23 protein-coding genes and 1 tRNA gene are annotated in these 26,226 nt (G+C 37.9%); 9 read left to right on the top strand and 15 right to left on the bottom strand.

Annotated elements, in window-relative coordinates:
• Window position 1: 1 nt before the first annotated feature.
• The 3 genes from hslV to CVS97_RS01670 are packed head-to-tail and all read right to left on the bottom strand — an operon-like array spanning window position 2 to window position 2,231.
• Entirely contained in the window at window positions 2–535 is a 534-nt protein-coding gene (hslV, locus tag CVS97_RS01680; RefSeq protein WP_002940451.1) for an ATP-dependent protease subunit HslV, read from the bottom strand.
• Window positions 536–982, bottom strand: coding sequence for a 50S ribosomal protein L9 (gene rplI / locus CVS97_RS01675; protein ID WP_054196623.1), 447 nt, complete (start codon window positions 980–982; stop codon window positions 536–538).
• Window positions 983–1,007: 25 nt separating this feature from the next.
• Window positions 1,008–2,231: an argininosuccinate synthase gene (locus CVS97_RS01670; RefSeq protein ID WP_107784853.1), complete on the bottom strand. Its 1,224-nt coding sequence runs from the start codon at window positions 2,229–2,231 to the stop codon at window positions 1,008–1,010.
• A gap of 201 nt (window positions 2,232–2,432) precedes the next feature.
• Here CVS97_RS01670 and CVS97_RS01665 point away from each other — a divergent pair, with 201 nt between their 5' ends.
• Genes CVS97_RS01665 through CVS97_RS01640 form a run of 6 tightly spaced genes read left to right on the top strand, consistent with a single transcriptional unit; the run spans window position 2,433 to window position 8,005 of the window.
• Complete coding sequence (locus CVS97_RS01665; RefSeq protein WP_159070893.1) at window positions 2,433–4,532, top strand: TonB-dependent receptor domain-containing protein; 2,100 nt, start codon at window positions 2,433–2,435, stop codon at window positions 4,530–4,532.
• Complete coding sequence (locus CVS97_RS01660) at window positions 4,526–5,353, top strand: alpha/beta hydrolase (protein ID WP_107784852.1); 828 nt, start codon at window positions 4,526–4,528, stop codon at window positions 5,351–5,353. The genes CVS97_RS01665 and CVS97_RS01660 overlap by 7 nt, the downstream gene beginning before the upstream one ends.
• A 33-nt stretch (window positions 5,354–5,386) precedes the next feature.
• On the top strand, window positions 5,387–5,632 hold the full coding sequence (locus CVS97_RS01655; protein ID WP_002940508.1) for an RNA-binding S4 domain-containing protein: 246 nt from the start codon (window positions 5,387–5,389) through the stop codon (window positions 5,630–5,632).
• Window positions 5,632–6,030: a tRNA (adenosine(37)-N6)-threonylcarbamoyltransferase complex ATPase subunit type 1 TsaE gene (tsaE, locus tag CVS97_RS01650; protein WP_103567517.1), complete on the top strand. Its 399-nt coding sequence runs from the start codon at window positions 5,632–5,634 to the stop codon at window positions 6,028–6,030. Before CVS97_RS01655 ends, tsaE begins: the two co-directional genes overlap by 1 nt.
• A complete protein-coding gene (gene lptB, locus CVS97_RS01645; protein WP_002940487.1) occupies window positions 6,023–6,751 on the top strand; it encodes an LPS export ABC transporter ATP-binding protein in 729 nt (242 codons plus the stop codon). Before tsaE ends, lptB begins: the two co-directional genes overlap by 8 nt.
• A gap of 3 nt (window positions 6,752–6,754) precedes the next feature.
• The gene (locus tag CVS97_RS01640; RefSeq protein ID WP_199905964.1) at window positions 6,755–8,005 is read left to right on the top strand and encodes an RNA polymerase factor sigma-54; all 1,251 of its coding nucleotides are present in this window, start codon (window positions 6,755–6,757) and stop codon (window positions 8,003–8,005) included.
• On the opposite strand, the gene CVS97_RS01635 is transcribed toward CVS97_RS01640, so the two are convergent.
• Genes CVS97_RS01635 through CVS97_RS01625 form a run of 3 tightly spaced genes read right to left on the bottom strand, consistent with a single transcriptional unit; the run spans window position 8,006 to window position 9,853 of the window.
• Complete coding sequence (locus CVS97_RS01635) at window positions 8,006–8,749, bottom strand: hypothetical protein (protein ID WP_107784850.1); 744 nt, start codon at window positions 8,747–8,749, stop codon at window positions 8,006–8,008.
• 37 nt (window positions 8,750–8,786) lie between these two features.
• Window positions 8,787–9,617 carry an adenylosuccinate lyase gene (locus tag CVS97_RS01630; RefSeq protein ID WP_107784849.1) on the bottom strand — a complete coding sequence of 277 codons (831 nt, stop codon included), beginning with the start codon at window positions 9,615–9,617 and terminating at the stop codon, window positions 8,787–8,789.
• A gap of 50 nt (window positions 9,618–9,667) precedes the next feature.
• Complete coding sequence (locus tag CVS97_RS01625) at window positions 9,668–9,853, bottom strand: hypothetical protein (protein ID WP_107686353.1); 186 nt, start codon at window positions 9,851–9,853, stop codon at window positions 9,668–9,670.
• Between the two features lie 110 nt (window positions 9,854–9,963).
• Here CVS97_RS01625 and CVS97_RS01620 point away from each other — a divergent pair.
• A tRNA-Arg gene (locus tag CVS97_RS01620) sits at window positions 9,964–10,040 on the top strand.
• 71 nt (window positions 10,041–10,111) lie between these two features.
• Window positions 10,112–10,846, top strand: coding sequence for an imidazole glycerol phosphate synthase (locus tag CVS97_RS01615; protein ID WP_107784848.1), 735 nt, complete (start codon window positions 10,112–10,114; stop codon window positions 10,844–10,846).
• Here CVS97_RS01615 and murG read toward each other — a convergent pair.
• Both murG and CVS97_RS01605 read right to left on the bottom strand, forming a co-directional pair.
• Window positions 10,838–11,860 (bottom strand): undecaprenyldiphospho-muramoylpentapeptide beta-N-acetylglucosaminyltransferase, encoded by a 1,023-nt coding sequence (gene murG, locus CVS97_RS01610; RefSeq protein ID WP_107784847.1) that lies wholly within the window; start codon window positions 11,858–11,860, stop codon window positions 10,838–10,840. The two genes, CVS97_RS01615 and murG, sit on opposite strands and share 9 nt — an antisense overlap.
• The gene (locus CVS97_RS01605) at window positions 11,857–13,017 is read right to left on the bottom strand and encodes an FtsW/RodA/SpoVE family cell cycle protein (protein ID WP_021091312.1); all 1,161 of its coding nucleotides are present in this window, start codon (window positions 13,015–13,017) and stop codon (window positions 11,857–11,859) included. The genes murG and CVS97_RS01605 overlap by 4 nt, the downstream gene beginning before the upstream one ends.
• A gap of 91 nt (window positions 13,018–13,108) precedes the next feature.
• Between CVS97_RS01605 and murI the strand changes: the two genes are divergently transcribed.
• Window positions 13,109–13,897: a glutamate racemase gene (gene murI / locus CVS97_RS01600; protein ID WP_107784846.1), complete on the top strand. Its 789-nt coding sequence runs from the start codon at window positions 13,109–13,111 to the stop codon at window positions 13,895–13,897.
• A 71-nt stretch (window positions 13,898–13,968) separates the two neighbouring features.
• Here the strand turns inward: murI and CVS97_RS01595 are convergent, their stop codons facing one another.
• The 7 genes from CVS97_RS01595 to CVS97_RS01565 all read right to left on the bottom strand — a co-directional run bounded on the left by CVS97_RS01595 (window position 13,969) and on the right by CVS97_RS01565 (window position 26,225).
• The gene (locus CVS97_RS01595; RefSeq protein WP_107784845.1) at window positions 13,969–14,559 is read right to left on the bottom strand and encodes a DedA family protein; all 591 of its coding nucleotides are present in this window, start codon (window positions 14,557–14,559) and stop codon (window positions 13,969–13,971) included.
• 137 nt (window positions 14,560–14,696) lie between these two features.
• Window positions 14,697–15,476 carry a MetQ/NlpA family ABC transporter substrate-binding protein gene (locus tag CVS97_RS01590; protein WP_107784844.1) on the bottom strand — a complete coding sequence of 260 codons (780 nt, stop codon included), beginning with the start codon at window positions 15,474–15,476 and terminating at the stop codon, window positions 14,697–14,699.
• Window positions 15,477–15,551: 75 nt separating this feature from the next.
• A complete protein-coding gene (locus tag CVS97_RS01585) occupies window positions 15,552–16,334 on the bottom strand; it encodes a MetQ/NlpA family ABC transporter substrate-binding protein (protein ID WP_107784843.1) in 783 nt (260 codons plus the stop codon).
• A gap of 260 nt (window positions 16,335–16,594) precedes the next feature.
• Window positions 16,595–17,269: a methionine ABC transporter permease gene (locus CVS97_RS01580; RefSeq protein ID WP_021086223.1), complete on the bottom strand. Its 675-nt coding sequence runs from the start codon at window positions 17,267–17,269 to the stop codon at window positions 16,595–16,597.
• The gene (locus tag CVS97_RS01575; RefSeq protein ID WP_107686347.1) at window positions 17,269–18,225 is read right to left on the bottom strand and encodes a methionine ABC transporter ATP-binding protein; all 957 of its coding nucleotides are present in this window, start codon (window positions 18,223–18,225) and stop codon (window positions 17,269–17,271) included. The genes CVS97_RS01580 and CVS97_RS01575 overlap by 1 nt, the downstream gene beginning before the upstream one ends.
• Window positions 18,225–20,984 (bottom strand): valine--tRNA ligase, encoded by a 2,760-nt coding sequence (locus CVS97_RS01570; RefSeq protein ID WP_107784842.1) that lies wholly within the window; start codon window positions 20,982–20,984, stop codon window positions 18,225–18,227. Before CVS97_RS01570 ends, CVS97_RS01575 begins: the two co-directional genes overlap by 1 nt.
• A gap of 120 nt (window positions 20,985–21,104) precedes the next feature.
• A complete protein-coding gene (locus CVS97_RS01565) occupies window positions 21,105–26,225 on the bottom strand; it encodes an alpha-2-macroglobulin family protein (RefSeq protein WP_107784841.1) in 5,121 nt (1,706 codons plus the stop codon).
• Window position 26,226 lies beyond the last annotated feature (1 nt).

The raw sequence follows: 26,226 nt of genomic DNA, 5'->3' as shown, positions 1-26,226 counted from the left end.
CTTATTCTAAAACATAAGTTTTGATGTTTGTATTTGTATAGATGCAAATTTCGCCGGCGATCTTGAGGCTCTCTTTAACTAGCTCCTCTTCGTCTATATCGGCAAATTTATCTAAGGCACGGGCTGCTGAAAGGGCGTAGTTGCCACCACTTCCGATAGCTGCTATCTTGCCATCTTCTGGTTCTACAACATCCCCAGTGCCACTAAGTAAGAAAATTTTATCCCTATCAAGCACAAGCATCATCGCCTCAAGCTTTCTTAAATACTTGTCTTTGCGCCACTCTTTGCTAAATTCTATAACCGCCTTTAGCAAATCGCCCTTTGTATGCTCCAAATTTTTCTCAAACATATCAAAAAGGTTAAACGCATCAGCAGTGCTACCAGCAAAGCCAGCTAGGACTTTACCGTTATGAATTTTACGAATTTTTACGGCATTTCCTTTTAAGACGGTGTTGCCAAAGCTCACCTGCCCGTCGCCGCCGATGACCGCTTTATTTTTGCCTTTGTAGGCTAAGATGGTTGTCGCATGAAACATCTACTCTCCTTGCACATCAACCTTCAAGCTCGCATTTATCGAGTGTCCAAGCTTTACATGAACGTCATAAAGGCCGACTGCTTTTAGATGTGTATCCATGTCGATCGCTTTTTTTTCGACAACTAAATGATGAGTTTTTTCAAGCTCTGCTGCGATCTCTTCTTTTGAAACTGAGCCAAAAAGCGAGCCATTTGCGCCAAGAGTTTTTTTGATGACAACTGTCACTTTTTCAAGCTCTTCTTTTAGCTTTTCTAAATTTGCGATCTCATATTTTAGCTCTTCGGCCTTTCTTTTTTGGGCTGCTTCATATTGGCGAAGAACGTCTGGAGTAGCTGCTTTTGCAAAGCCTTTGCCGATTAAGAAGTTATTGCCATAGCCGTCTTTTACCTCTTTTATCTCGCCAGCTTTACCAAGCGCCTTTACATCTTTTATTAATAATACTTTCATTTCTTTCCTTTTTCAATTTTATTTTTTAGTAAAATTTTCGCCCATTTTTGCGTGCGATGATGAAACGAAGTGCATTTAGTTTGATAAAACCAGCTGCATCTTTTTGATTATAAACGCTATCTTCTTCAAATGTGCAGTATGCCTCGCTAAATAGATTATCATTTTTACTGCTTCTGCCAAGGATAGTCACGTTGCCTTTATAAAGCTCAACTTTAACAGAGCCATTTACGTGCTCTTGGCTCTTGTCGATGAGAGCTTGAAGCATATTTCGCTCAGGTGACCACCAGTAGCCGTTGTAGATTAGCTCGGCATATTTTGGCATGATCTCATCTTTTAAGTGAGCTGCACCGCGGTCAAGTGTGATGCTCTCGATCGCTCTGTGAGCTTTTAGCATTATCGTGCCACCAGGAGTTTCGTAGCAGCCGCGGCTCTTCATACCAACTGAGCGGTTTTCTACGATGTCAAGTCTGCCGATGCCGTGTTTTGCGCCAAGGCGGTTTAACTCGGTTAAAATTTCAGCTGGGCTCATTTTTTTGCCGTTTATGCTCATTGGATCGCCTTTTTCATAGCCTATCTCGATAATCTCGCTCTTATCTGGGGCATCTTTTGGGCTTACTGTCCATCTCCACATATCATCTTCTGGTGCGTGGCTTGGGTCTTCAAGCACTAAGCCTTCGTAGCTTATGTGAAGTAAATTTGCGTCCATTGAGTATGGGCTTTTGCCTGGTTTTTTGGTGATATCTATGCCGTTTTTCTCAGCGTATGCCAAAAGTTTTTCACGACTATTTAGATCCCACTCGCGCCATGGAGCTGTAATAGTTAGGTTGTCGCCAAGCGCGTAGTATCCAAGCTCAAAGCGAACTTGGTCGTTGCCTTTGCCTGTTGCTCCGTGGCTCACACCATCAGCACCAACAAGTCTTGCGATCTCACTTTGGCGTTTTGCTATTAGTGGGCGCGCTATCGATGTGCCAAGTAGATACTCGCCCTCGTAGACTGCATTTGCTCTAAACATTGGAAACACATAATCACGTACAAATTCTTCTCTTAAATCTTCAATAAAAATATTTTCAGGCTTTACACCAAGTGCTAAGGCTTTTTTGCGTGCAGGCTCTAGCTCCTCGCCTTGGCCAATGTCAGCTGTAAATGTGACTACTTCGCAGTTATATTCATCTTGAAGCCATTTTAAAATGATACTTGTGTCAAGTCCGCCAGAGTATGCTAAAACCACTTTTTTTACGTCTTTTTTCATAGCTCTTCCTTTTGTTAAAATGGTCGTATTTTAGCCTAAATTGATTAATTTTTAATAAACTAATTTAATAAATAATGTAAGTTTTTTCTTAGAAAATTTTATAAAAAAGATTACTATTTAAAATTATGATAATTAATATTGTTTTAAAAGATACTTTGTTAAATTTCAAACTTTTTCAAATTAAATTTTAAAAGGATAGTCGTGAGAAAAACAAAATTTATTGCCATCTGCCTTAGCGCTTGCGTGGCAAATTCGCTCTTTGGAGCAGAGCATAAAGACAATAACGAAACAAGGCTTGATGGTGTTGTAGTAAGTGCGAGTGGCTTTTCGCAGCAGATCAAAGAGGCTCCTGCGAGCATAAGCGTGATAAGTGGCGATGAGCTTACAAAAGATAGCTTTACTTCGCTTCACTCAATCGCTCAAAAAGTCCCAGGCGTAAATGTCGTTGGTGGCGAGGATGGTCCAGCTAGCGGTATCTCGATACGCGGTATGGAAAGCTCTCAAACGCTAGTTTTAATTGATGGCAAAAGGGTAAATTCAAGTAGCGCAAACCCAAAGGGTGGAGCAGGGGATATGAACTCAAATTTCATCCCACCAGCCGAGGCGATCGAGCGTATAGAGGTCATCCGTGGTCCTATGAGCTCGCTTTATGGTAGCGACGCAGTTGGTGGCGTGATAAATATCATCACTAAAAAAGATTTTTCAAAATTTAGCGGCAACGTCGGCATCTCAACCACGATAAACACGCACAAAGGCATAGGTGATGGCAGACAAGGCGACTTTTATCTAAATTTACCTCTTTATAAAGACCTTTTTGCACTCCAGCTTTGGGGCTATAAAAAACTAAGAGATGAGGACAACTATAAAGGCGGATATCAAAAGAGCGATAAGAGAAATTTAAGCGCAAAACTTTGGATCACACCAGACGAGCACAATAAATTTTTCATCCTTGGCTCAAATGAAAGGCATGATTACTCAAGAACTATTGGAAAGTCAGCCACTACTAGAACAAACAGACTTCTAAACGCCTATGACTATGAGAAAAAGAGCTATGGCGTGGGCTATCTTGGCGAATTTGATAACCTAAATGCCGATATCAGCTACATTTATGATGAGACACAAAGAACGAGTCTTTTTGACAGCCTCATACCTGCAAAAGCCAAAAATCACAACTTTAATTCTAAATTTACAACGTTTTTTGGCGCGCATACACTCACTTTTGGTTATGACTTTAGCAAGCAAAATGTCGGCACGACCTTCATCGTCTCAAATGCCTCAAGGAATGGTCTTAAAAATCCAAAAAGCTACTCGATGAGTGAGCATGCGGGATTTATCGAGGATGAGTGGCAAATTTTAGATGAGAAGCTATTTTTAACGCTTGGCTCAAGACTCACGCACAACGAATTCTTTGGCAATCACCTCTCGCCAAGAGCTTACCTAGTCTATAACGCTACAGATACGCTAAGCTTAAAAGGCGGCGTAGCAACTGGCTATAAAACGCCAAATGTCAATCAAATCTCCCCAGAAGTAGGCACTATTCAAAATGCTTGGAAAATAGTTGATTTTGGAAACAAAGATCTAAAGCCAGAAAAAAGTATAACTTACGAAGTTGGTGCATATTATGACAATCAGGCTGATTTTAGAGGCTCGGTAATGTTTTTTAAAAATGAATTTAAAGACAAGATCCTAGATACCGACGGCAGTAATGTAAATAGAATTCCAGCCTTTGGTACTTGCTCAGGTGCGCCAAGTGTTAATTGCCCTGGTTGGGGAACTTACTTTAACATTGAAGGTGCGACCGTTTGGGGAGTGGAGCTAAGTGGCGACTATGACATCCTTTCAAACTTAAATCTAAGCTCAAATTACACCTATAATAAGTCAAAGATAAAAACCGGCAACCCAACGATAAACACACCAAACGGCCCTATGAAATTTAGTGAGACAAATCTTGGCAGACTTGATGCAAAAAGCCTAACAGCAACCCCAGAGCATGCATTTCATGCAACACTTGCTTATAAACCAATTAAGAGTGTAAAAACATTCTTCACCACAAACTATGAGAGTAAGCTTACTAGTGTGAAATTTGGCCCTGGCAATAAGGTGAGTGAAAATAATAAAAATTTACTCACATTTGATACAGGCGTAAGCTGGGACGCAAACAAGCACCTAACACTTAGCCTAAATGCCTACAATATCTTTGATAAAGTAAGATACGATGAGGCGCTAGCAGACGACGGCAATTACTACTGGTATCCACAAGAGGGCAGGAGATTTTGGTTTAAGGTCGCTGCAAAATGGTAAGAGCGTTTAAATTTTTGCTTTTTACACTTGGTATAACGCAGACTTTACATGCAGGACCTAGCCAGACACCTGAGCCACTTAGCCAAAAAGCTGCTAGTAAATTTGAAATTTCAACCTTTAAAATGAGCGCAAATGATGAAATTTATAAAATTTTCACAGCCAAGCTAAAGGGACAAAGTGAGTTTAAAAATGTGCTTTTCTTGCTTGATGCAAATGCCCAGTTTAACATGCTCTTAAATGAATTTGAGGGCTCTTCCGCACCGCTAATAATAGGCATAGGATATGACACAGACAAAAGCTATGAGGTAGAAAAACGCACAAAAGATCTCACGCCAAAGGCAGATGGCGAGGAATTTAGCAATGGTGGTGGCGCTGATGCGTTTTACCACTTTTTAACTAAAAATTTAGTGCCATTAATCGATCAGAAATTTAACGTGCAAGACAGCCAAAAGAGCCTTTATGGACACTCTTTTGGCGGGCTTTTTACACTTTATGCTTTGCTTAAAAATGAGGGCGTATTTTCAAATTTCTTTATCGCTTCGCCATCTCTTTGGTGGGGTGGGTCTGAAATTTTAAAGCAAAATGTGAGCGAGGGTAAATTTAAAGAGAAACTAAAGGCTAAATTTGTCTTTCTTAGCGTTGGCGAGCTTGAAAAGAGAAAGGGTAAAACAGACAAAGCTGGCATTTTAAAGGCGAGCGATTTGGCTGGGATTTTAAAACAAAGTGGCGTAAATTCTCACTTTGAGCTTTTTAAAAATGAGACGCACGGCAGCGTCATACCTCTAAATTTAAAAGAGCTTTTAAAATATCTGAAGGATTAAAAATTTAAGGCTATTTTTGTTAAAATCCGCCGCATGAGAGTAGATAAATTTTTAAACGTAGTAAATATTACCAAAAGGCGTGCCGTTAGCGAAGATATGTGCAAAAGCGGCGTTGTGAGCATCAACGGCGTGCAGGCAAAAGCGGCAAAAGATGTTAAGATCGGCGACGTTATCACTATCAAATTTCTAGCTCGTGAGGCGAGATATGAGGTGCTAGCGATCCCGACTACAAAAAGCATACCAAAAAGCGCTCAAAGCGAATATGTAAAAGAGCTTTGATGGTTTTTGAGCTTTTAGAAAATGAGCTTGATGGGCTTGTGCGGGTGCTTCCAAAAAGTGGCGTGGTGCTACTAAGCGGCGATCTAGCAAGTGGCAAAACGACGCTTGTAAAGGCGATCATCAAGGCTCACGGGATAGACGAGAGCGTGACGTCGCCGACATTTTCTTTAATGCAAATTTATGGTAAAGATATCTACCACTACGACATTTACCAGATCGGATTTGACGGGATGGCAAAAAATGGCCTTTTTGAAAATTTATTTGAAGAAGGGCTTCATCTAGTAGAGTGGGGCGATGAAAATTTAGAAAAAGCTCTAAAGAAAAACGGCGAGAGCTATACATTAGTAAAAATTTCTCCTAGCAAAAATGGCAGAAAATACGAGGTTATAAGTGCATAAACTAGAAGTAAAAGATCTAAAAAAGACGATTAAAAAAAGTGAGATCATAAAAGGTATATCTTTAGAGGTAAATAGTGGCGAAGTTGTGGGGCTTCTTGGGCCAAATGGTGCCGGAAAGACGACCACTTTTTATATGATCTGCGGGCTCATCTCGCCAACTAGCGGAGATGTCTTTTTAAATGACGAAAAGATCACAAACGTCCCGCTTCACAAAAGAGCGCACCTTGGTATTGGCTATTTGCCGCAAGAATCAAGCATATTTAAAGAGCTAAGCGTAGAAGAAAATTTGCTCCTTGGGGCTGAAATACTAAATCAAAGCAAAGAAGATATCTCTAAAAGAGTAAATGAGATGCTAAATATGCTAAATATCGAGCCTATCCGCCTAAGAAAGGGCGTTAGCCTAAGTGGTGGCGAGCGCAGACGCTGTGAGATCGCTAGAAGTCTCATCATAAAGCCAAAATTTTTGCTGCTTGATGAACCATTTGCAGGCGTCGATCCTATCGCAGTTAGCGACATCCAAAGCATCGTTAGAGACCTTAAAAAGCTAGGCATCGGCGTTTTGATAACTGATCACAACGTCCGTGAGACGCTAGCCATTTGCGACAGAGCTTATGTCATCAAAGATGGCTCACTTCTAGCAAGTGGTAGTGCTAGTGAAGTGGCAAACAACAAGCTCGTAAGAACGCACTATCTTGGCGAAGAATTTAAGCTACTTGAGTAGATGATGCTAAGGCAAAAGCAAACTTTAGCGCCAAAGATAAAACTAAACCAAACGCTACGAAGTTGGCTTCCTATCCTTCAAAGCGGGCTTGATGAGCTAAAAGAGACGCTTGAGCCTTTTATAAAAGACAATCCATTTGCCACGATCGAACATAAAAATTTAGAAAAAAGCGAAAAAAAACGAAATTTTTTCGAGCAGGTTAGCAAAAACTCGGTTAGCGAGAGTATCGAGGCTTTAAGCATTTACAAAGAAAGCCTCTATGAAAAGCTAATTGGTCAAATCAATCCGCCACTTTTCCCCACGCAAAAGTCTCAAGATATCGCATATAAGATCATCGAGTGTTTGGACGATGAGGGCTATTTTTCTTATGATGATGAAATTTTTGCGGGCTTTAATGAGGGCGAAGTAGAGCGGGTTAGGGCGAGATTTACCCATCTTGAGCCCTGTGGCGTGGGCGCAAAGGATGTCAAAGAGAGCTTTTTGTTTCAGCTAAGCGAGGCAGAGGCGAGTGATGAGATCATAGAGTGCGCGAAAAAGATCATCTTAAATTTTGAAAATATAGAAAAGCTTAGAAAGCTTAAATTTTACGACGACGCGCTAAAAATCATAAAGAAATTTAAAAATCCCCCGGCCATTGAATTTCTTGAAGATGAAAAAGAGGCGGTGCCTGATATCTTCGTGCTAAGCACAAGCAGTGGCATAAGTGTACAGATAAATGACGAGTACTATCCAGAAATTTTGGTCGATACCGAGGGATTAGACGAGAAAGAGGCTTTTGTAAGCTCACGCATAAAAGAGGCGAGCGAGCTCATAGACGCCCTTGAGATGAGAAAAGCGACGCTTTATAAGATAGGGCTCATGATAGTTGAGTATCAGTACGACTACTTTTTGGGTGGCGATATAAAGCCTATGAAGCTAAAAGACCTAGCAGACGAGCTTGGGCGTAACCCATCAACCATATCAAGGGCGATTGCGAATAAATATTTAAGCTGCTCAAGAGGTACGGTCGCACTTAAAAATTTCTTTTCAACTGGCTTTGACGATGAGATCTCAAACGCTGCAATAAAGGAATTTTTACTAGAGCTCATTAAAGGCGAAGACCACAAAAAACCACTTTCTGATCTAAAAATTCAAGAGCTCATACAAGCTAAATTTAACATCCAAATCGTTCGCCGAACCATTACAAAATACCGCAAAATTCTAAACATCGGCAGTTCAAGTCAGCGAAAAAGAGTCTATCAGATAAACGGCTAACTACCACTCATTTACAGCAAAAAGTATGGCCTTACGCATCTGCGTAAAAAGCTCGTTACTAAGCTCTTCGTACTCTTTGCCACGTTTTTTATATTGTGCCATGCTCGCTGCATCGTCGTTCCAAGAGCCCATACCGCCAAAGACATCAGCCAATCTTGCCACAGCAAAAAGGGCTAAATTTTTCTTTGGCATAAGCGGTGTATTAAATATCTTTTGATCATCATTGTTTAAAGATCCAAGTGATTTTAAAGCCCTGCAAAAACACTTACCAAAATTCTCACACTCTATCTCATCTGCAAAGGCCGCTATCTTGGTAAGTGTGTCCATAAAAGCCTCTGTGTTGTCGCTAAAATTTTCTAAATTTACATCTTTTTTACAACCAAATTCTTTATATATTATGTCCCAGTCTCTTTGATTTTTGTTGTATTTCCAGTAGGGTACGAAGCAGCTCATGTGCTCTTTAAAAATGCAGATGATCGATTTTGCGGTAGAGTTTGAAAAGCTAAGCAATAACCGTTCATCTGATGAGCCAGTTAAATTTGCAGTAAGTCTTACATCGCTTAATCCAAGTTTTAATGCATGCTCAAACCACTCATTTACGCCATTTGCCCTATGATCTGAGAGAAAGTGAAAATTTATACTATTTTCGTAGCTAGTGCCATTATACAGGATAGGAGAATTTGACTTTATGGCCTGCTTTGCAGCAATAATAATGGCGCATATATTAAACATTTCACCATTCATTTTTGCTCTCTTTAATAGCTCTATGGTAAGCCGTGCTCTAGCCAACCATCACAAAATTTTCTTGATTTTTAAAGTATGGTTTTAGGCTCTCATAAGCAGATTGAATATTTTTAAATTTCTTTGCGTATTCTTCTTGTATGAGAGGATTTTTGTTGGCGTGCCTATCTGGGTGATAGATATTTACGAGTGAAAGATAGCTTTGCCTGATAGTTTCAAAGTCATCATCTTTTTTGCAACCTAAAATCTCAAAATTTTCCTCAAGTAAATTTGCAAGCACAGAAAATCTGCTTACAAATTTAGATGAGCTTTTTATTTTTATGCCTTGTTTAAAGGCTTTGTAGCCTTCTTCATCATAGATAAAATTTACGCTAAATTTTGGATAGCTTCTTTTGTAGAGCAGTTTGTTTAATGTGTTTATGTCGTTGTCGTTTGAGATGGTGATGTTTAAAAAATCATCATTTTTGCTAAAAGTAACATTGCTTTTTACCAGACTCTCGCTGATGTAGCTAGCAAAATCTCTGCAAAGTGCATCTTTTAGTTCAAATTTGGCTTCATTTTTTACAAAATTTACATTTAGGCTAATGACTGGAGTTAGGGTATTTTTTTGAACAAAGCCAAGTTTTATGGTTTTATAGTTTGCAAAACGAATATCGAGTTTATCATCACTTTGCTTTTCATAAAGTTTTTTTATAAATTTTAAAAAGCACTTGCGTTGCGGGATCTCGCTCTCTTCGTAAAACGAAATAACCTTATTTTTATTAGATAAAATTTTTGTAAAATTTCTGCTTATCATATCTCTAAGCTCACGAAACAAAGTGTCATTATCAGTTAAAATACTTAGAGATTCTAATGTTTGCGTAACTTTCATTGCCTACTCCACATAAAATATTACATGTTTTAGCAATAAGCATTCCAAATTTATATTTTTCTTATATCTTGGCCTTTAATGTAATCTGCAAATTCGTTTTTTAGCTTATTTTCTTTATATGAGATCGCCTCTTCTTTTGTATGAGAAACGGCTTCTTTTTGAGTTTTTTTGATCTCACCTTGCTCTTTAGTAAGTTCTTTTTTTATCTCTTTTAAACTATCGAAAAAATCATTCATCTTTGCTCCTTTTATTTTTATTGGATTTTACTAAAACAGTTATAAAATTAAAATGAATACAATTTTTCTTTAAGGAAAGTTTGGCTAATATCTCGACTTAACTTTCTTGTGCGCTCGTAGCTCAGCTGGATAGAGCATTTGATTGCGGTTCAAAAGGTCAGAGATTCGAATTCTCTCGGGCGCACCATCTTTTTAATTCTTAATGACAAACTTCATAATTTTTATAGTAAAATAAGCAAAAAAATTAAAAGAGAAAAAATGGATTTTCAAAATATTCAAAAACAAATTTTGGTACTAAAAGAAAGTTTGACAGCATTAGAACAAAATAGTGAGCACGAGATCGGGTTGGCAGTTGGGGTTGTTGAGTTTAATAAAAACGCTGATGAACTTAAAAAAAAGCTTGCAAATTTAAAAGGTGAAAGCGATTTCTTTAAAAGTGTCTTCAACACAGAGGACTATTATGAAAATATTAGTACTTATTTGGAGCAGATAAAGAGAAGCTTAAATTATAAAATTGAGAAAAACGGTGTAAGCTTTAAGGCAAATGAAAATTTGCAAGAAAGCTATGTTGCCATTTTAAATATAATAGAAATTTTAGTAGCAGAGTATCAAATACAAAACAAAAATAAAGCAAAAAATCTCTTTTCTAGGACAACAGATACTACTCAAATAAAATCAATACTTGCAGAGCTAAATACTCTACAAGAGCGTATACATAATGTTTTGCATATTCATTCTAGGATAGTTTCAAATGTTATTTTACAAAATTTTAAGATAATTTATACGTTCTTTTATAATTGTATTAAGGCAGCGAAACAACGCAAAGATGAGCTTTTACTGGTAGAGATCGCGGGTATAACTGACAAGATAATAACTATGATAAAACCGGTCTTTAGTGCAAAAATTTTAAATACAAATGAGCTTATTTATCATTACTTGATCTTTGAGCTAAAAGAACTAAAAGCTTGTGCGATAGGCGAGGAGCTAGTTTAAAATTTTATCAATTATCTCTTTTGCTCCATTTGGCAAAAGGATCTCTTTTAGAGCTTTACTGCTTTTGTTTAGATCAAAATTTTCTATCATTCTTATAACTTCGTCTTTGTCTAAAATTTCTCCATTTTGCAAGCAAATTTCAGCAATGCCTTTATCTTTTAAAAATTTAGCGTTATAAAACTGATGATTACCAGCAGCATAAGGAAATGGCACAAAGATAGATGGCAAAGAATTTGCACAAAGCTCCCAAAGCGAGCTAGCTCCTGCTCTTGATATGGCAAGGTCAGCCTTGCTCATATTATTTTCTATCTCTTTACTAAATTCAAAAATTTCTAAATTCGTTTCATTAAAGCCAAGTTCATCATATCTTTTTTTAAGTTCATCAAAGCCGTTTTTACCACATTGATGAATTATATTTATGCCCTTTTCTTTAAGATATGGAGCTAAATTTATAGCTAGTTCATTTATCGCTTTTGCGCCTTGCGAGCCGCCCAAAAACAAAATAGTCTTTAGCTCCTCTCTCACTCTTGCACTATCGAAAAATTTCTTTGCTACGGGATAAGGGTAGGGCGAAACTTCATCATAAGAGCTAAAAAAGCCTTTCGCATAAGGCCTTAAAATTTTATTTAATTTGCCCATTACAGCATTTTGTTCGTGGATAAAAAGTGGCACTTTTGAGATAATGGCCGCAATGGCTGCTGGAGCTGCTGAATAGCCACCAACGCTAATGACTGCCTTAACGCCATTTTGCTTAAAAATTTTTCTACATTTTAAAGCAAGATTTACGATATTTGTTAGTGATTTTAGTTTAGCAAAGCCTCTCTTATTTACCACGCCACTACTTGGCAAGAAAAATTTTTCTAAAAAATTCTCATCATTTTCAAACCAAAATTTATCTTGACCACTAGTTGAACCAATAAAAATGGGCTTAATATCTCGTCTATTTAGCTCCTCGCAAAAGCTTCTTGCGATCGCTAAATGCCCACCAGTTCCTCCACCACAAATAACAATCATAATTTTGCCCTTTTACTAACCATCAAAACCATACCGATACCAATACAAATCGCAAGCACGGAGCTACCGCCATAACTAAGAAATGGCACAGCAATACCTTTGATAGGCGTGATCGATGTGATGCCATAGCTATTCATTAAAAATGAAAACGATAATATAAGCCCGACACCAAGCGTAAATAAATGATAGACCTTATTTTCGCTTCTAGCTGAAATTCTAAAAATTCTATAAAGTAGCGTTATAAATATAGCTACGATACACAAAATACCAAATACACCAACCTCTTCAGCGATACCAGCTAATACAAAGTCAGTATGTACCTCACTTAAAAAGCCGAGCTTAAAGATACCAGCGCCAAGCCCTTCGCCGAAAAATTCGCCATGTTTTATAGCATTTAATGAGTGAGAAATTTGATATGGCTCTGGTGCATCAGCTACTCTTAATACATCTGCAACGCTGTCAGGTAAGAAAGAAAGCACCATATTTTGTATCGTGCCCCACCATGACTTTATACGTAAAATTCTATGTTCAGAGCTGATTATCGCTACTGTCATAACAAAAGCAGCTCCTAAGATACCGATGCTAAAAAGTCTCGCACTTGCTCCTGCAAAAAGTGCCATTGTCACAAATGTAAGTGCCAGCACGACCACTTGACCAAGGTCATTTTGCATAACAGCGATAAGAAAGATAGCAACACCAAAAAGAATAATATAAGGCATAAGTATCTTAATCTCATCTAGCAAGGTTCTTTTGCCCTCACTAAATTTTCTAGTAAAACTCCAAGCTAAGAAGTAGACAAAACCGATTTTAAAAAACTCGACTGGAGCTAGCGAAAAGCCAGGTAGCCTAATCCAACGTCTAGCACCACCAGCGTCAGTTACCATTGAAGCTGGCAATGCATGCATTAGCCCCATGGCGATACCGCAAGATATAAGAAGGCCAAACCCTATCCAAACAAGCGTCTTTTCAGGATTGAGTCTAGAGAGCCACCACATAATGAAAATTCCGATACAACCAACAATGAACTGGCGAATAAAAAAGTGAAATTCGTCGTAATTAAAAAATAAAACCGTAAAAACTGGCAAAGATAGTGAAAAAATAATGCTTATAGCGATCAAAGTCGAACAAAGATAGAAAATGATCTTATCAACTGCCAAATTTAACTCCAAGTTTAAAAAGTGCCAAAGTATAATAAAAAACGGCTTACAAAGATATTATTTGCTATAATTGCAGGCTTTAAGGAAGGGCATGAAGATAGGTATATTTGACTCAGGACTTGGCGGGCTGAGCGTCTTAAATGAAGCTTTAAGCAAGCTTAGTGAGCATGAATTTTTATATTACGCAGACGTGAAAAATGTCCCATACGGACAAAAGAGCAGGGATGAGATATTAAAATTTAGCTTTGATGCGGTGAAATTTCTCATAGAGAATGGTGCAAACGCCGTTGTAGTAGCTTGTAACACGGCAACAAGCGTAGCGATAAAAGAGCTTAGAGCAAATTTAAATGTACCTATAATCGGCATGGAGCCAGCCGTAAAAAAGGCGCATGACTTAAGCCATAATGATGCCTTAAAAACGCTAGTCATAGCCACACCAGTCACCGTAAATGGTGCAAAACTAAAAGGGCTGATCGCAAATTTACACGCAAAAGATAAGACTGAGCTGCTCGCTCTACCACGCCTTGTAAATTTTGCTGAAAATGGGGAATTTTACACCGAGAATGTGAAATCATATCTAAAAGAAGAGTTAGCCAAATTTGATCTAAGTAAATTTGGTTTTTTGGTGCTTGGCTGCACGCACTTTAACTATTTTAAAGATAGCCTAAGAGAAATTTTGCCGTCAAATATAAGCATAATTGATGGCAACGAAGGGACAATAAACCGCCTTATAAGCGAGCTTGGACTAAAAATTTCTACTTTAAATAAAGCCACAAAAGTTAGATTTTTTTATTCTGGCAATGAAGTATTCAGTAAATTTGAGCTAGATAAAATTTCAAGAAATTTAGCTAGATTAGAGAAGATGAGAGAGATTTGCTAGGCTAAATTTAGCTAAAACCTTGAGTAAAATTTTAGAAAAATACATTAAATTTTACATATTTTTATATGTATTTAGCATTTTCTTTGCTTTATTATATAGACCACGCTTATTACTGCAACTACAGCTAAAAGAGAGATCGTGATTATTAAAAGTGTCTGTTTATCAGGATTTGAGCCTAAAAAATAGCCAACTCCAAGCAAAACAGCACACCAAATCCCAGCACCAAGCGTGGTAAATAGGCAAAATCTAAAAATATTCATCTTAGCAAGTCCAGCTGGTAGGCTGATGTATTGACGAATGCCAGGAATCAGACGTGAGTTAAATGTAGAAATTTCGCCGTGTTTATTGAAAAATGCCTCAAATTTATCCATTTTTTCATGAGTGATTCCCACAAATTTGCCGTATTTTAAAACGATCTCGCGACCAAAAAAGTAGCAAAGATAATAGTTAAAAATAGCTCCAAGTAAGCTACCGAGCGTACCTGCAAGAAAGGCCAAAATTAAACTCATTTCACCTTTATGTGCCAAATAGCCAGCCGGTATCATTGCGACCTCGCTTGGAAATGGAAAAAACGAGCTTTCTAAAAACATCATCACAAATATGCCAGCATAACCCCAGCTACTTACGCTCGCAACTATAAAATCAATAACATCATGCAGCATTTAAATTCCTGAAAAATTTTAAAGTGAGCCATTTTAGCAAAGCATAGCTTAAGCTTTTTGACAAAAATAAAGAGAGTTTATAGCTTATAAAACAAAATGAAATTAGAAACAAAATAGGGCGAAAGCTCGCCCCGTTTTTAAAATGCAGGTATAACCTCGCCTTTATAGCGAGTAATGATGAAATTTTTAGTATCAGGGCTAAGTACCGCATCAACTAAAGCTTTGATTTTAGGGTTATTTTCGTTGCCAGCCTTTGTGACGATGATGTTAGCATAAGGACTGTTGGCGTCTTCAAGCAAAAGTGCGTCTTTTGCCACGCTCATACCAAGATCAAGGACGAAATTTGTGCTAATAGCAGCGATATCGACATCATCAAGCGTTCTTGGTATCTGAGCACCTTCAAGCTCTACAAATTGTAAATTCTTAGGATTTTTAGTTATGTCATTTATAGTTGCAACTTTTACGTTTTTATCGATCTCGATAAGGCCAGCTTTTTCTAAAATTCTAAGCGCTCTATTGCCATTTGATGGATCATAAGCGATCGCAACTTTTGCACCATCTTTTAACTCTTTTATATTTTTTATCTTTTTAGAGTAAAAGCCAAGTGGCTCGACATGGACATTTGCAACGCTTACAAGATGCAAGCCTCTAGCCTTGTTTTGCTCCTCAAGATATGGTAAATGCTGAAAGAAATTTGCATCCAAACTGCCATCTTCTGTGGCGACATTTGGGATAGAGTAGTCTGAAATTTCAGAGATAACAAGGTCGTAGCCTTTATCTTTTAGCTTTGGCTTTACAAATTCTAAAATTTCAGCGTGTGGTACTGGCGAGACGCCAACAACTATGGTATGGTCTTTGTCGGCTGCATGAAGGCTTAGAGCAACTAAAGATGCGGTTAAAAGTTTGATAAATTTCATTGTTTTTCCTTTTTTATTTGGTTTAAGCGACGCTAAAAAGGTAAAAGCTTCCACGTCGCTTATTTAAATTTTTAATTAAAATGCTGGAAGAATCGCGCCGTTGTATTTGATCTCGATAAATTTCTTAACTTCTGATGAGTTTATAGCCTTATCAAGAGCCTTTATTTTAGGGCTATTTTCGTTGCCAGACTTTACTACAACGTAGTTTACATACGGGCTATTTTTGCTTTCAAGCACAAGTGCGTCTTTTACTGGATTGAGATTGGCATTTAGAGCATAGTTTGTGTTAATAACCGCGATAGTAACGTCATCAAGCGTTCTTGGTACTTGTGCAGTCTCTATCTCTTCAAATTTAAGTTTTTTAGGGTTATCAACTATATCAAGCGGAGTTTTTAGCGGATTATTGTTTAGCTTAATAAGTCCAGCATTTGCAAGAATATCTAAAGCACGGCTTTCATTCGTCGGATCATTTGGGATAGATACGGTCGAACCATCTTTTAGATCTTTGATGTCTTTTATCTTTTTAGAATAAACGCCCATTGGCTCGAGGTGCACGCCAACTGTTTTTACAAGGTGAGTGCCTTTGTTTTTGTTAAATTCGTCCAAATATGGAAGGTGTTGAAAGAAATTTGCATCTAAATCGCCATCTTCTGTTGCAAGATTTGGCGTGGTGTAGTCGTTAAATTCTTTAATCTCAAGCGTATAGCCATCTTTTACCAAAATAGGCTTTACAACCTCTAAAATTTCAGCATGAGGGATAGGTGTAGCACCAACGATTATTGTTTTTGATTTATCAGCTGCATTTGCACTTACACTAAGACCAAAAGCAACTAAAGAGGTAAGAAGTAGTTTTTTCATTTATTATCCTTTTTTAAAATTTGCCAAGCACCAAAAAAAGGATAAATTTAAGCTAGAGGATTAAATTTCTTTTTAAGCGCTTAAGCTAGTTCTAAGCACTTAAAAAGAAATTTTGTGCTTAGAGATTAGTCTTTCGACAACGCGTTTTTTACTAGGCGGCACATGTGGCACATATCTGATTTCATCTTTTATCCTTTCAGCTAAAAATTAATTCGGGCAATTTTAAGGAAAAAAGCTTAAAATCAGATAAAAACAAAGACCTATTTTTTAGAAATTTTATATAAGTAGTTACCTAAAACTTGAAAAATTTGAACCATAATGATAAGAATAACCACGGTGTAGAGCATGATATCTGGGCGAAATCTCTGATATCCGTAATTTATAGCAACAGACCCTAGTCCACCACCGCCAACTGCACCAGCCATCGCTGAAAAGCCGATATTTACGATAAGCGTTAGCGTAAATGCCGAGATGATACCAGGAAGTGCCTCTACAAACATCACGCGAAAGATGATCTGAAATTTCGAACTACCAAAGCTTTGGGCAGCTTCAATTATGCCTTTATCAACCTCTTTTAGAGCATTTTCAATGAGCCTTGCTACAAACGGAGCCGCGCCAATAGTTAGCGGAACGATCGCAGCTGTGGTGCCAATACTTGTGCCTACGATCATTTTTGTAACTGGAAAGAGCACAATGATGAGGATAATAAATGGAAAGCTTCTAAGCACGTTTATAACGATATCAAGCACAAAATAAAGCTGCTTGTTTGGCTTTAGTCCATCTTTATCTGAAAGTATGAGCAAAACCGCAGGTATGAGGCCTATGGCAAAGGCGAGCAGAGTAGAGACTATGCTCATATATAGTGTCTCGCCGATAGCCGGTAACAGTATCCTCGAAAACACATCTGGAAATTTAGAAAAATCAATACCAAACATCAAGCAACCTCCCATAAAACGCCACTTTGCTTGATGTAGTTAAGCACGTTTTCTTTATCTTTTTCATCTATGTTTATGACAAGCGAGCCAAGAACATTTTCGTTTAGCTTCTCAAGCTTGCCCCAGACTATGTTAAAGTCGATATTTAGGCTTCTAGCCATATGTGTGATCACGCTATTTTGAGCCACTTCTTTTGGAAAAAATAGCCTAATATTCGTGCCAGTGCTTGGCAAAATTTCAACCTCGCCCAAAAACTCTTTCATCTTCTCATCTGGCTTTAAAAATAGCTCCTCAATGCTTCCAGAGCCTATGATCTTGCCGCCTTCTAGCAAGATCGCTCGTTTTGCGATCGATTTTACAACCTCCATCTCGTGCGTGACGATGACGACGCTGATATCTAGCTCTTTGTTTATCTTTTCAAGCAGCTCTAAAATTTGATTTGTAGTGTTTGGATCAAGAGCCGAAGTCGCCTCGTCGCTTAGTAAAATTTTAGGATTTAAAGCAAGCGCTCTAGCGATAGCGACACGCTGTTTTTGCCCACCGCTTAGCTCGCTTGGATAGCTTTTTGCCTTGCTTTCAAGACCGACTAAATTTAAAAGCTCTCTCACTCTTTTTTCAGTTTCATCGCTTTTATAACCCCAAAATTTAAGCGGAGTAGCGACGTTTTCAAAGACGTTTTTTCTAGCCATCAAAGCAAAATGCTGAAATATCATCCCAACATCTCGCCTTAAATGTCTCTGCTGCGTCTCATCTAAATTTTTTATCTCTTTATCAAAGACTTTTAGGCTGCCACCTTGATAGCTCTCGAGTCCATTTATGCATCTTAAAAGCGTTGATTTGCCAGCACCGCTGTGTCCCACGATAGCAAAAATTTCACCCTTTTTAACCTCTAAATTTATATCAAAAAGGATCTGCGTATCACCATAAAATTTGCTTAAATTTTCTATCTTTATCACTATTTTTCTCCAAGAGCTTCTAATTCTTCACATACTTTTTTAAATTTAGCCTCAGCGCTCTCTAGCGCCTCTTTGTTTGTCTCTATAACTTCTTTTGGCGCATTTGCCACGAAATTTTGGTTATTTAACATGCCTGAAAGCTTAGCTATCTCTTTTTCAAGCTTTGTCTTTTGAGACCTTAGCCTTGTGATGATGCCGCTCATATCAAGCCCTTCAAGTGTGACAAATGCTTCTAAATTTTCGCTCACGTCTCTTATTGAGTTTTCGATCTTATCATCTACAAAGCCGATTTGCTCGCATTTTGCAAGCAGCTTGATATACTCTTTGACCTCGTCAAGGTCGATTTTTTCATTAAATTTAACAAAGGCTTTTGCTATCTTTGAGTTGCCAAGATCGATGGTCGCTTTTGCACGACGAATAGCCACGATCGCTTCGATAACTAGCTCAAATTTCTTCTCAACTTCTAAATTTCGCTCTTTTACCTCTGGGTAGCTCATCACCATTATTGATTTTGCGTTTTCAAGCTGTGTGCCGCTAAGCTCTTGGAATAGATACTCTGAGAGAAACGGCATAAAAGGATTTAGCAGCTTCATCGCCTCTTTAAATATGCTTCCAAGCTCTTTTACACTCGCTTTATCAGCCTTGCTAAGCTCGATACCCCAGTCGCAAAACTCATCCCAAAAGAATTTATAAAGTGTGTTTGCAGCGTCATTGAAGCGGTAAGCGTCAATATTTTCGCGCACCTCTCTCACGCACTCGTTAAAGCGGCTATTCATATAAATTCCAAGCTTTGTTTGAAGCTTGATGTCCTCTAAATTCTCAAATTTACTCTCATTTAGCATAAGATATTTGCTTGCGTTATAAAGCTTGTTGGTGAAATTTCTTACCTGCTTCATCTTGGCATCACTTAGCTTGATGTCGCGTCCTTGAACGGCTAGAAGAGTTAGCGTAAAGCGCAATATATCGGCGCTATACTCATTTATGCTATCAAGCGGATCGATGACGTTACCAAGACTCTTGCTCATCTTTCTGCCGAATTCATCCTTTACAAGCGCGTGCAGATAAATATCGTCAAATGGCAACTTGCCAAGGGCATTTTCACCCTGAAACATCATCCTAGCAACCCAGAAAAATAATATATCAAAGCCAGTGATTAGTAGGTTGTTTGGATAAAACTCGGTGAGGTCTCCCTCAAACCATTTTTCATTTTTAAGCTCATTTTCATTGCCCCAGCCAAGTGTGCTAAATGGCCAAAGACCAGAGCTAAACCATGTATCTAGCACGTCTGGATCTTGGTGAATGTTTTTACTTTTACACTTTTTACACTCGCACGGCTCACCCTCGTCAGCCCACATATAACCGCAATCATCGCAGTAAAATACAGGAATTTGATGCCCCCACCAAAGCTGACGTGAGATACACCAGTCTCTTAGCTCTCTCATCCACGCGTTAAAGCTGTTTATCCAGTGCGGCGGATAAAATTTAGCAAGACCCTCTGAGACCTTTTGTATCGCTTCATCTGCGATCTCTTTTTTGACAAACCACTGCTTTGAGATATATGGCTCGACGACGTTTTTGCAGCGGTAGCAGTAGCCTACTTGGTTTTCGTAGTCCTCGATCTTTTCGACATTGCCAAGTTTTTCAAGCTCGGCCATGACGATGTCTCTAGCCTCAAGCCTCTCAAGTCCTGCAAATTTGTCGCACTTGTCGTTTAAAATGCCCTTTTCGTCAAATACAGTAATAAACTCAAGGTCGTGCCTTTTGCCAACTTCATAGTCGTTTTGATCATGCGCAGGTGTGACTTTAACAAGACCTGTTCCAAACTCCATATCAACGTGCTCGTCGGCGATGATCTCGATCTCTCTATTTATGATAGGTAGCACCACTTTTTTGCCGATTAAATTTTTATAGCGCTCGTCGTTTGGATTTACCATTACAGCGGTGTCGCCAAAATATGTTTCAGGACGAGTAGTCGCAACTACTATATAAGCGCCTTGTCTCGCATGCGCCTTTGCTGGAGACTGCTGCTCGTTCTTCACTACAACGCACGAAGAGTACGCTTCATTCGAACTCGCATCGCAACCAGCAAATTCATCATGCGATACTTCTGCTTGATAGTTTTCTAAATTTTGTCCATCTGCAAAGTAGTATCTCAAATGATAAAGCTTGCCTTTGTTCTCCTTATGCTCGACCTCGATGTCAGAAAGAGCGCCATCATGCGTACACCAGTTTATCATGTAGTTTTTCTGAACGATCAGTCCTTTGTCGTATAAATTTACAAAGGCTTTTTTTACAGCTTTTCTTAAACCCTCATCCATAGTAAATCTCTGGCGAGACCAAGCCGGAGTGATACCGAGCTTGCGCATCTGATACACGATCATGCCGCCGCTTTTTTCCTTCCATTCCCACACTTTTTCTACAAATTTCTCACGTCCAAGCTCTTCTTTTTTGATCCCTTGTGCTAGGAGCTGCTTTTCAATGACGTTTTGAGTAGCGATACCAGCGTGATCAAGTCCTGGCTGCCAAAGCGTCTTGTAGCCGTCCATCCTCTTGTAACGAGTCATGATGTCTTGGAGCGTGAAGGTTAGGGCGTGTCCGATGTGAAGCGAGCCAGTCACATTTGGAGGTGGCATCATAATGCAAAATTTACGTCCATCTTTTTGGATATCTTTGTTCGCGTCTATCTCGAAGTATCCGCGTTCTTCCCAAATTTTATAAAATTTATCTTCTATCTCTTTTGCATTGTAAAATTCTGCCACTTTTGTATCCTCTTTCGTTTAAAAAATGCTTAATGTTATCTAAAATTTGTTTAAAAAAATCTTTGCAAAAGTGGGGAAATATGGGCTTGGGGCGGTTAAACGCCCCGAAATTTATATGGCTTATTTGACAGTAAAGCTTCGCTGAGCTAGGTCGTAGTCGTTTTGTCTTTCGTTATACATATTTTCAGTTGTGACTGCGCCAAGTGAGCATTTGCCGCCAAGTCTTACACGATAAGGTGTGTAAAGCACAGCCTCTCTCTTGTCACTATCTAATGTATAAAAACTTAAAACGCGATCATCTTTTATGCTCTGATATTCAAGCTCAATGCTATCTTTAAGATTCTTATTAAAGCCACTTAAATTTTCATTTATTGGCTCAAAGCAGCTGCTTACGATCTCGTTTATTACACCATTTTTAACCATAGCTTTAGAATTTATCACTATTTTTGAATAGACAACATCATTTACTCTTAGGCTGTCAAGACCTAGCTCTTTGCCTTTTTCATCGACAAACGTTCTATAAACATCAAGCTCTTTTGGCTCTATTTTGTGCTTGATCTCAAGTGGCACATAAGCGTAGCTTAAAATAGTGGCATATAGCTTGTTTTCACCAAGTGGAGTGATGGTAAAATTTCCATCTTTTGCTGTAAATGATACGCTTAAAAGGCCATCAAATTCTTTGCTTTCGCCATTGTAGCTAAGTTTAAATTTATTATTTTTCTCGCCAACATCTTTGCCAAAGTAAGCATTTAGTGCTCTAAGGGTAAATGCACGCTCTTGTGTTGAGCTAAGCTCATTTAAATTTGTGATCAAGAAATTTGCAAGATCATCTGAGTAGTCGTTTTTCTCAAAATATTTTGCGTGCAGATACAAGATAAATGCATTGTCTCTCATCTTTGAGCCAAAGCTAGAATAATCCCTGCTGTAATCAGCTATCTGAGCTTTTTTGATATCTTTTAGCGCCACCTTTGCTTCATCATTTAAGCCGTTTAGCTTTAGAGCCGCTGCCATTAGATATTTATTAAGTGCGGTCGTATTGTAAGCTTTGTGGTCATAAATTTTATTTAGCACTGATTTATCAGCAACATTTGCGCGGGAGCTTACATAAATAGCATATAGGGCTTCAATGTCTGTGTTTGTATATTTTAAGAGCGAATTTAATGCTCTTTGCTTTACATTTTTATTTAGCTCATATCCAGCCTCTTCAAGGTCTAACAATACATCAGTTGTAAAGATATTTGCAAATGCATTTGTGTAGCCTAGATCGCTCCAGTAGCCAAAGCTACCATCTGGCTTTTGCATCTTGACAAGCTCACTCATACCGTGAGTGATAAACCTCTTTTGATCATTTTTTTCAAGCTCGTCTTTTGGCTTTAAATTTAAAAGTGCAAGCAGTCTTGAACTTCTTTGCTCTGCACATCCGTAAGGATACTCAACTAAATTTTTAGAAGCCGCCAAAAGCACACTTGAGACAGAGCTTGACGCATCTATACTAACATTATGAAAGCCTTTTGGAAGTGAGATCATGTTCTCTTTATTAAAGACACTACTTTTTGCATAGGTGCTGATAGTATAAGGACTCACTACATCAAGTAAGCTTTGGACAGTTTTTGAGCTGTTTTTGTCGCTTATAGTCACGTTATACTCGGCCGCACCAGCCTCAAGAGCTGAAATTTTAAACGTAAAGGCCTTGTTTTCAAGTGGCTTTAAGTTTGCATTTTCTTTTGTCTTGATGCTTAAATTTTTACTGCTAGCCACTTTTATGGTTAAATTTTTATCCTCATTTGTTGTATTTATGAGCCTTAAATTTGCATTTAGTTCATCGCCTTTTAAGAGATAAACTACGACACTTGGCTTAATAATAACTTCATCTTTTATAAGAATTTCACTATTTACTGCGTTCATGCCATTTTCATCATTTGCCACAACGTCCACTCTGACAGCCGAGTTAAAACCATTTGGTGTTTTAAACTCGTATGAAATTTCACCCTTGTCGTCTGCTTGAAGGCTTATCAAATTTGCAAAAGTTTTTACATTTTTACTATCGACCGGGCTTGCATGTTTTGCCATCTTGGCCTCCATGGCCATCGCCGTCATGTCACCACCAAAATTTAGTATTTTACCTTCGACCTTGTAATTTGTGAGTCTATTATAAATGTCGTAGTCAAAGACGCCATCTGGTAAAATTTTGTCAAAAAATTTAAGTGGATCAGCCGGCTTTTGTGAAGTGATGTCAAGCACGCCAACATCTGTGATAAATAAATTTACGTAAGCTTTTGGCTTTGTTTTTAGTGAAATTTTTATATTTTCATCGCTTTTTGCGGCTTTTGGTGCATCAAGACTAAGATCAATCTTTCTTGAAGATTTGTCACCATTTGCATAGACTTTGCCGTATGTTCTAAACGGAGTTAGCCCAGCATCAGTCATGCGGTAGATGTTTACACTTACATAAAGACCGTTAAAGTCAAAATCAAGCTTAAATTTAACATTTGCTGAGTTGTTTTTGATCTTAACCACCTTGTAGGCCTTAACACCTGCATCCTCAAGCGTGACAAGAGCTATACCTTCTTTTATGGCTGAACTGATGTCTGCACTTAGCTCATCGCCTCTTTTATAAACGCTTTTGTTTAGCTTGATCTGAGACCTGCTAAGCTCTTTTGTAGGTGCAAGAGTTGAATAGTTATATCCGCTAACATCGATATCAAGGCTCGTACTTGCTCCACTTACTAAATTTGTCGCAGTGATCACATATGAACCGCTTTGTGTAAATTTATACCCAAACTCACCGCTACTTTTATAAAAACTATCGATATCTTCTAGTGTTCGTATCCATTTTATATAGCCGTTTGCGTCCCTTTGATACTGCCATGAAACACGTTTTACATCAAATTTTAAATTTGCTTTGACAGCCTTTTGACTTGCCATCTCAAGTACGACTGTTCTTAGTTTTACATCCTCGTTTGGCTCAGCAAATGTCGTACTAGCGGCTATTCCGACCATATCTTTATATGGATAAAGTGTAAAGCTTTTTGCCTCGCTTACGTTCTTGCCATCGTCATTTACGTTGAAATTTATAACACCTTTTATGATAGAAGGTGCGTTTTTAGTACTAAAACTAAGGTCTATAATATGGCTTGATTTGCCATCTTTTGAAAGTGTAAAATCACTAACATAGCCTGGATATGAGCTTGCTTTTATTGTATCGTTTTTAAATTTATACTCTTTGTATTCACTATTTTTGTATTCATCATCAAAAAAGTCTACTTGTAAATTTCCATCAAGCTCACTAGTCGCACCGCCAAAAAGGTAGTTGCTTCTTAGATTGGCCCTTAAAAGATCGTTTTTGAAAAATTTTTCCGACTCAAGGACAATTTCATTTTTGATCCTGTTTGGCACAAAGCTCTCGACATAAAATGGTACGCTTGATATCACTTTGCTAGCGTAAATAACTTGCATGTTAAATCTACCGCTTAGATCACTTAATATCTCTTTTTCGAAATTTATCATGCCAGCATCATTTGTATTTTGTGAAATTTCACTACTACTTTTTCCTTGCGGATCTATAAATTTGATCTTAACTGGCATATTTTTAAGCGGTTTAAAATCTCTATCTCTTAGATAAATTGCCCCCTGTAAGCTCTCATTCGGCCTTATAATGTTTGACGCAAAATGCGTATAGGCATCGATGGTATCACTTGGATTTTGGCTGATAAATTGAGCATCATTTAGTGCTTCATTTTCTTGTATGATTAAGAAATTTTGCTCTTTGCCAAGTGAAACCACGACTGATGAGGCTATTTTGTGGATATCTTTTTTATTAAATTTAAATACACCCTCATCATTTGTAGCACCAACAGCAACCTCCTCGTTCTTTACACCATAAATTTTAACATTTGCATTTGGCAGCATTGTATTTTCACCAAGGCGGTTTGCAAAGACAAAAATTTCATCTTTGCCGAGTTTGACGTTTACGGCAATGTCGCTTAAGTAAACCACTTTTGAGACGCTCTTGTTTTTGCCGTAGTTTAAATTTATCTTATATACACCGTCCCCTGAACCTGCAAAGTCAAGTTTTATTTTGTTAAGCGCGATCTCATTTAAAGCACCATCAAGCTTATAGCTCTTTTGTGCTACTTGAGTACTAAAGCTACTTAGATTTTCGCTATCGTAGTTAAAATTTAAAAAAAATCTAAAATTTTGTTCAGCAAGCCTTTCCACACTTACATTTAGCTCAGCTAAATTTGCACTTCTGATACCGATCTCACCGACACTTGATATGTATGGCTCATTGTTTATAAAATTTGCAAAAGGCATAAAATTACTTGCTGTTACTTCGTAGTTTCTTGCCTCTCTTACGACATTTCTATCATCACCAAATCCAGGTTTAATAGTGATTTGATATTTGCTTTGTGGCTTAAACTCATCGCTTGTAATATCAATGTAGTAATAATACTCATTAAACTCCGAGTTCTCTTCGTCGCTACCATTATATGTAACATCACTAATGCTAAAGTTTTTCACATCTTTTATGTTTATAAATTTCTTTAGGTTGATGTCGTCATCAAGCCAATTTTTTAGATAAATTCTAAATCCCAAGATACCATTATCAAGGCTTACTGGATAAATTTCAGGTATCTCAAGGCTTTTAGCTTTGGCGTTTATATTTACATTCTCTTCTTTTGCTTCGTTTGTAAATTTTACTCTCGTCTCACCTACAAGTTTGGCCTTAAATTTACTCTCAAAATTCTCACCTAGATCAAAAATGGGCTCGCTTATATTTTTATCAAGATTAAGCTCAAAGCTAGTGCTAGTTAACTCAGTTACATTAAAATTTGCACCTTTTACTGTGATAGTTTTTATCGTACTTATATCCACTTCGTCGTTAAATTTAAGTATATACGCACTATCGCTTAGTTTTTCTATATTTGCTAGATTAAACTCTTCTGTGGTAAATCTAGCCATGCTACCATTTTCCAGCTTGCAGCTATACTCTATGCCTGCATGCATATCTTTTGTAAAAAGCAGCAAACTTTGATCTCTAAATTTTACTATGCCATTTAGTGCTGGCTGGCATGAGATGATCTTTTTATCGCTTAGTGTTCCAACAAGATTTTTGCTTACTTTATCTTCTAGTCCAAATTCTACACTTAGGGGCGATTTTATCTCGGCAGTACCATTTAGGCTCAAAGCATATAAATTTGTCATTCCCAAAAGTGCTAGAAGTGCTACTTTTTGCCACATT

It is taken from the genome of Campylobacter concisus, from assembly GCF_003049735.1.
Taxonomy (GTDB): Bacteria; Campylobacterota; Campylobacteria; order Campylobacterales; family Campylobacteraceae; genus Campylobacter_A; species Campylobacter_A concisus_AN.
Note: the sequence above shows the minus strand (reverse complement) of the source record. Positions and strands in the feature narration are given on the sequence as shown.